This is a genomic window from Pseudarthrobacter sp. C4D7 (assembly GCF_013359725.1).
In the GTDB taxonomy this organism is placed as follows: Bacteria; Actinomycetota; Actinomycetes; order Actinomycetales; family Micrococcaceae; genus Arthrobacter.
Window position 1 is genome coordinate 37,312 of record NZ_JABFMW010000031.1, and the last position, 7,048, is coordinate 44,359.

Sequence of the window (7,048 nt, forward strand, 5' to 3'; positions counted from 1 at the left end):
AGCGGGCAGTGCCGAGCGGGCACAGCGGAGCGGGCACAGCGGAGCGCGCACTGCGGAAACGAAAAAGGAACCAGTCCCAAGGTTGATCCTTGGGACTGGTTCCATGCGCTTCAGAAACCGGTCTCCAACCGGGCTCTGGATATCAGTTGAGGAGGTAGCCGTTCGGGTCCAGGACATACTTCGTGGCCGCTCCGGCGTCGAACTCCGCGTACCCGCGCGGGGCGTCGTCGAGGGGAATGGCCGTAGCGTTGACCGCCTTGGCGATCTGGATCCTGTCGTGCAGAATCGCCATCATCAGCTGACGGTTGTACTTCATCACCGGGCACTGGCCCGTGGTGAAGGACAGGGACTTGGCCCAACCGGTTCCCAGTGACAGGGAGAGGCTTCCCTTCCGGGCGGCCTCGTCCGCAGCACCCGGGTCCCCCGTGACGTAGAGGCCGGGTATGCCCACGGCGCCGCCTGCGGTAGTGAGGTCCATGAGCGAGTTAAGCACTGTGGCCGGCGCTTCCTGGGCACCGTGGCCGTGCCCGCGGGCCTCGAACCCGACCGCGTCGATGCCGGAGTCAACTTCCCGGACGCCCAGGATCTGCTCGATCTGGTCGGCGGGGTCGCCGTTGGCCACATTGACGGTTTCACAGCCGAAGGACCGGGCCCGGGCCAGGCGGTCTTCGTTGAGGTCGCCCACGATCACCACGGCCGCTCCCAGGAGCTGGGCGCTGGCGGCTGCGGCAAGACCCACAGGGCCTGCACCGGCTACATAGACGGTGGAACCGACGCCGACGCCTGCCGTGACAGCGCCGTGGAAGCCGGTGGGGAGGATGTCGGAGAGCATGGTCAGATCCATGATCTTCTCCAGGGCCTGGTCCCGGTCCGGGAACCGCAGCAGGTTCCAGTCGGCGTAGGGAACCAGGACGTACTCGGCCTGCCCGCCCACCCAGCCGCCCATGTCGACGTAGCCGTAGGCGCTGCCGGGGCGGTCCGGGTTCACGTTGAGACAGATTCCGGTCTTGCGTTCCTTGCAGTTCCGGCAGCGCCCGCAGGAGATGTTGAAGGGGACCGAGACGATGTCCCCGACCTTGATGAACTCGACGTCGGGCCCGGTTTCGATGACTTCGCCGGTGATCTCGTGCCCCAGGACCAGGCCGGCGGGGGCGGTGGTCCGGCCGCGGACCATGTGCTGGTCGGACCCGCAGATGTTGGTGCTCACGGTGCGCAGGATGACCCCGTGCGGTACCTTCCGGCCCACGTTGGCGGGATTGACGCCGGGGCCGGCCTTCAGCTCAAACGACGGATATGGGGTGTCGATGACCTCGACGACTCCGGGCTCCTTGTACGCAACTGCTTTGTTACCTGACATGGGCTTGGCTCCTATGGTTGGCATTCGGTTGCCACGGAAGGCCTGACGCTGGTGCCTCAGGCCTTCCGTGTGGTCTTGCTTTTCACTTGCGGTGAAAACATTGGGGGTGCGCCGGCTCGCGCCGTTCCAGGGGCTAGGCGTCGATCACCATGTCGGTGCGCGCGGTGGAGCAGCAGGGCAGGAACTTGCCGGCGTCGATTTCCCGTTTGCGGATTCCGCCCTGGTGGTTCATGTCGACCTCTCCGGACAGCTTGACCACCTTGCAGGAGCCGCACATGCCTTCCTTGCAGTTCGCGCCGATCCGAACACCGGCCCGCTGGGCGACCTCCAGGATGTGCTCCTCAGGGTCGATCCGTACGTTGATCCCGGTGCGCATGAAGGACAGGGTGAGGCTGCCGGTTCCCACGGTGTCGAAGCTCGCGGCGTCCGGGGACTGCGTCTCCGGCGCCTCGGCCGGCGCGCCGGAGGCGGCAGCGGCTTCCGGGCCGGCGGCTTCCAGCGCGAGTCCCGTTGCCTGCAGGGTGCCATCCTGGTCGTAGCCGGGCTCGTACATCCCGAATGCCGCAGGCTGGCTTTCAAAGTAGTCCTCTGCGGACTCGGCGATTTCCTCGGCGATCTCTTCGGCGATGTCTGCGGCCAGGGCGAGTTCGGCCTGGTATTCAAGGAGGGTCTGCCGGTCGCCGGAGAAGAATTCCATATAGATGGAGGTGTCGTCGACGCCCACGTTCCTGAGCAGCTCGGTGGCGGTGTTCAGGTACCCCTCGGGTCCGCACGCGTATACCTGGCGGCCGTTGGCGTCCGGCGCCACCTCATCGATCATGGCCGCCGTCAGCCGCCCGGTGAACCCCTCCCAGTTTTCGGGCCTGCCACGGTCACCCAGGGCATAGAAGACCTTGACCCGCGAGTCCACGGAAGCGATGTAGGCCAGCTCTTGGTGGAAGGCAAAACCGCCGGCTTCCGCACCGTGATAGAGCACCACCACGTCGGCGGTTCCGGGCAGGGAGTGGATGGTCCGCACCATCGACATGATGGGAGTGATGCCGGCGCCGGCGGCCAGGAAAAGGTACCGGGCGCGCCTGTCGGCATCGGGCAGGTGGAAGGCCCCCACGGGTCCCAGCATGTCCAGGACGGTGCCGGGCCGGACGTTCTGGTGCACCCAGGGGGAAACCAGCCCGCCGGCGTCGCGCTTGACGGTGACGCTGAAGGTCCACGGTTCGGTGGGCGAACTGGACAGCGAGTAACTGCGGTCCACGGGGTCCTGGTCCCCGCCGTTTACGGGGAAGGCGATGTTCACGTACTGGCCCGGGCGGAACGCCAGCGGGGCACCGTCGCAGCGGCGGAACACAAACGTCATCATGCCGCCCACTTCGGGAACGGTCTCCACGCATTCGGCCATGAACTCCTGCGGATGCCAGGGGCCCAGGGCCTTGGCTGCGCTGGCCGGCCCTTCGATGCTGCCCATCACCCGGTTCCACGGCATTTCGAGGCCGCGGATCCGCTGTGGTGGTTGCTGGACCGGCGTGTCGGTGAGGACCTCAATCATGCCAAGTGCTCCTGCACGCGCTGGACGTACCAGTTGATGAAAGCCTCCACCTGGTATTCGCTCTTCATGTACGGGCCGGGCTCGTAGGCGGGGCTGGCAGCGCCCTGCTGGCAGAGTTCCACGAACGCCTTGTCCTGGATGTTGGTCTGCTTCCAGGTGTAGGTGAGCTTGTCGAGGTCGTAGTCAACGCCTTCCTCGGCGTCGTCGGCCACCAGCCAGGTGGTGCGGACCAGGGACTGGTGCTCGTTGATGGGGAAGACGCCGAAGGTGATGACGTGGTCGCCCAGGAAGTGGAACCAGCTGTTGGGCTGCAGGTGCATGGAGCAGCGGCCCAGGCGGAAGTCACGCAGGTCGCCGAGCAGCTTCTTGGAGAGCCTGCGGCCGTCGGCCGAGAACGATTCGCCTTCGCCGTCCAGGGATTCGCGGGATATGCGGATACCGGCAATGCGGGTATCGAGTTCCTCAACCACCTCGTAGGGCAGGCCGTAGCGGCGGCACCGCTCCTCGAGGGAGGCCTGGGCTTGCTTGTTGCGGTCCCAGACCTCTTCGAGGTGGGTCGGGATCAGTCCTTCAGTCAGGCCCCAGGTGGGGAAGAGCGAGCAGGCAAGTTCCGGGTGCCCGTCGCAGTGGTAGCACTCACGGTTGTTCTCCATGACGAGCTTCCAGTTGCCCTCTTCAATGATGTTCTGCTGGTAGGCGATCTTCGTCTTGGCGAGGTCGTGGGGTGCGAGGTAGGGCTCGAAGATCTTGGCGGTCTCGTCGAAGTCGGCGGGCGGAACGTCTGCGATGCAGACGAAGATAAGTCCGGCAACCTCGCGGCTGTGGGCGCGCTTGAGGGCGAAGCAGTTCTTGTCGAACTTGGCTTCGCCGGGGGCGGAGGCGTGGATCAGGTTGCCCTCGGGCGAATAGGTCCAGGAGTGGTAGCCGCAGACCAGGTTTCCGGTGGAACCGGCGGCTTCAGTGAGGACGCGTGCACCGCGGTGGCGGCAGACGTTGTGGAGGACGTTGACCCCGCCCTCGTCCGTGCGCAGCACGATCAGGGAGTAGGGGCCGTAGTCGACCGTGATGTAGTCGCCCGGCTCCGGAAGCTCGGCGACGCTGCCGGCAAAGATCCAGTGCTGGCCGAAGATGGCCTCCATGTCGAGCTTGAAGATGGTGGGGTCGGTGTAGAAGGGGGCATCGAGGGAGTAGCCCGTGCGCCGCATGGCGAACAGTTCGGTGATTTCAGCCAGCTGCTCGGCGGGCATTGTTGCGGCGAGCTTTCCGCGGGCGCTGAGGGGCGCGTTCACTGAGGTAGTCATGGGTTTCCTCCCGATCGGGCTGGATATTGAACGAAATGAAGTGATTAAGGAGCAGGTGGGCCACCGGAAAGTTTCCGGGACGTTCTGTTCGTGAACGGGGGGAGGTCCATCAGTAACAGAGGGATGACTCCAAAGGGAGACTGGAAGCATCCAACGCAACAGCGATCACCATATGCAACAGTGTGACTCCTGCCACGGCCACTGTCAATGAATTTCAGATATGACGAAAAAGCACCGGGCGAGCGGCCATCCACCCCACGCCAACCTCCGCCCGCCGGCATGAAAACGGCGGCACACCGGGCTGCCGGTGCGCCGCCGTCGCGGGGCTGTTGCAGGGGTCCAACCGCCGGCTAAGCGTGGGTACCTGCCAGTTCCCCGGCAGAGGCCTGGGCCGCCGCCACGTCCTCCTGGTGCGGCTCGAAACGGACGAACATTGCCTTGAAGCCGGGGGTGTTGGACACCCGGGCCACGTTCTCCTTGTGGACCAGGGCGTTGGCCTCCGGGAAGTACGCGGCGGCGCAGCCCTTCGCGGTGGGGTACGCCACCAGGCGGAACTTGTCCGCCCTGCGGTCCACGCCCTGGAACGTGCTCACCACGTCCACCAGGTCCCGGTCCTGGAAGCCGGATTCGGCGAGGTCCTCCGGGTGGATCAGAATCACGCGGCGGCCATCCGAGATGCCGCGGTAGCGGTCGTCCAAACCGTAGAAGGTGGTGTTGTACTGGTCATGGCTGCGGATGGTCTGCAGCACCAGGTGGCCCGGCGGGGGCGTCAGGTATTCCAGCGGGCTCACCGTGAACCGGCCCCGGCCAATGTCGGTGGCGAAGGACCGGGTGTCCCGCGGCGGGTTGGGCAGCACGAACCCGTTCTTTGTGCGGACCCGCGCGTTGAAGTCCTCGAACCCCGGCAGGACGCGGGCGATGTGGTCGCGGATCACGTCGTAGTCCTCGGCCATGCCGCGCCAATCCACGGAGTGGTCCGGCCCGAACGTCGCCTCCGCCATCCGGGCCACGATCACTGGCTCGGCCAGCAGGTGCTCGGAGACGGGGCTGAGGCGTCCCTGGGTGGAGTGGACCACGGACATGGAATCCTCCACCGACAGGAACTGCGCGCCCTTGGGATGCTTGTCGTCCTTGTCCGTGCGGCCCAGCGTGGGCAGGATCAGCGAGGTGCGGCCGTGCACGATATGCGAGCGGTTGGGCTTGGTGCTGATGTGCACTGTCAGGCCGATCCGCTGCATTCCCGCTTCAAGGGCTTCGGTGTCGGAACAGGCGAGCGAGAAGTTGCCGCCCATGGACACGAAGACGTCCACCTCGTCGCGCTCGAACGCCTCCATCGACTCAACAGCGTCGTAGCCGTGGTGCCGCGGTGAGGTAAACCCGAATTCGGCATCCAACGCCGCGAGGAGCCACTCTTTCGGCTTCTCCCAGATGCCCATGGTCCGGTCGCCCTGGACGTTGGAGTGCCCGCGGACGGGGCAGGCACCGGCACCGGGCTTGCCAAAGTTGCCCTGCAGCAGCAGGACGTTGACCATCTCCTTGATGGTGTCCACGGAGTGCGGCTGCTGCGTTACGCCCAGCGCCCAGCAGAAGATGGAGGCCTTGGACGCCACCAGCATCCCGGCCACCTTTTCGATCTGCGACCGGGACAGGCCGGTGGCCTTCTCGGTCTCGTCCCAGTCCAGCTGCGCCCGGGCCTCAAGGTAGGCGTCAAACCCGTCCGTCTGCGCGGCAATGAAGGAATGGTCGACGACGGTTCCCGGGTTTCGTTCTTCGGCCACCAGAAGCAGGTGGCCCAGCGCCTGGAACAGCGCCAGGTCTCCGCCCACCTTGATCTGCAGGTACTCGTCGGCGAGCGGGGTGCCGCCGCCCACTACGCCGGAGATGGTCTGCGGGTCTTTGAAGTTGAACAGGCCGGCCTCGGGCAGCGGGTTCACGGCCACCACCTTGCCACCCTTGTCCTTGCATTCCTTCAGCGCCGAGAGCATGCGCGGATGGTTGGTGCCGGGGTTCTGGCCCACCACGAAGATCAGTTCGGCGTCGTGGATGTCATCGAGGGACACGGTGCCCTTGCCAATGCCGATGGTCGGGTTCAACGCGGACCCGGACGACTCGTGGCACATGTTGGAGCAGTCCGGCAGGTTGTTGGTGCCCAGCGACCGTGCGAACACCTGATAGAGGAACGCGGTCTCATTCGCGGTCCGGCCGGAGGTGTAGAAGACGCTGCGGTCCGGCGTGGTCGCACGGAGGTGCTCCCCGATCAACTCAAAGGCGTCAGCCCAGGAAATCGGCGAATAGTGGGTATCACCCTCCCGGATCACCATCGGTTCGCTGAGCCGGCCCTGGTTGCCCAGCCAGTACTCAGTCTTCCCCGAGAGTTCGGCAATGGAGTGCCTGGCCCAGAACTCCGCACCCACGGTCCGCAGGGTGCTCTCCTCGGCCACGGCCTTGGCACCGTTCTCGCAGAACTCTGCAGTCTTGCGCTTCTTATCCGACTCCGGCCACGCGCAGCCCGGGCAGTCGAACCCGCCGCGCTGGTTCAGCCGGAGCAGGGAATGTGCTGTCCGGGACACGCCGGCCTGCGCCACCGCGCGCTCCAGGGCAACCATGACGGCCTTGACGCCGGCGGCCTCGGTCTTGGGTTTGTGGACTTCGAGGTTGTCCTCGTTGATGTCCGCGACGGGGGCAGGCTGCTTGCCGAACTTCATTGTTCCAACTTCCTCGCCGGCACCCGGGAACTCCCGTGCAGGCTGTCTTGTTCATTTGCAGTGGAGGCGCGCCCGGGAAACCCGCGCGCCCCCCAAGCACACGGGTGCCGACAACGCGAAGGGGGAAACAGAGCCCCCGGTT

General features: G+C 65.8%; 4 protein-coding genes. All 4 read right to left on the reverse strand.

What is annotated here, in order from left to right:
- Positions 1 to 142: 142 nt before the first annotated feature.
- The 4 genes from fdhA to HNO81_RS17245 all read right to left on the reverse strand — a co-directional run bounded on the left by fdhA (position 143) and on the right by HNO81_RS17245 (position 6,906).
- A complete protein-coding gene (fdhA, locus tag HNO81_RS17230; protein ID WP_175319323.1) occupies positions 143 to 1,357 on the reverse strand; it encodes a formaldehyde dehydrogenase, glutathione-independent in 1,215 nt (404 codons plus the stop codon).
- 133 nt (positions 1,358 to 1,490) lie between these two features.
- Entirely contained in the window at positions 1,491 to 2,900 is a 1,410-nt protein-coding gene (locus HNO81_RS17235) for a ferredoxin reductase (protein ID WP_175319324.1), read from the reverse strand.
- Positions 2,897 to 4,201, reverse strand: coding sequence for an SRPBCC family protein (locus HNO81_RS17240; RefSeq protein ID WP_175319325.1), 1,305 nt, complete (start codon positions 4,199 to 4,201; stop codon positions 2,897 to 2,899). Before HNO81_RS17240 ends, HNO81_RS17235 begins: the two co-directional genes overlap by 4 nt.
- A 350-nt stretch (positions 4,202 to 4,551) precedes the next feature.
- Positions 4,552 to 6,906 carry an FdhF/YdeP family oxidoreductase gene (locus HNO81_RS17245; protein ID WP_175319326.1) on the reverse strand — a complete coding sequence of 785 codons (2,355 nt, stop codon included), beginning with the start codon at positions 6,904 to 6,906 and terminating at the stop codon, positions 4,552 to 4,554.
- Positions 6,907 to 7,048: the final 142 nt, after the last annotated feature.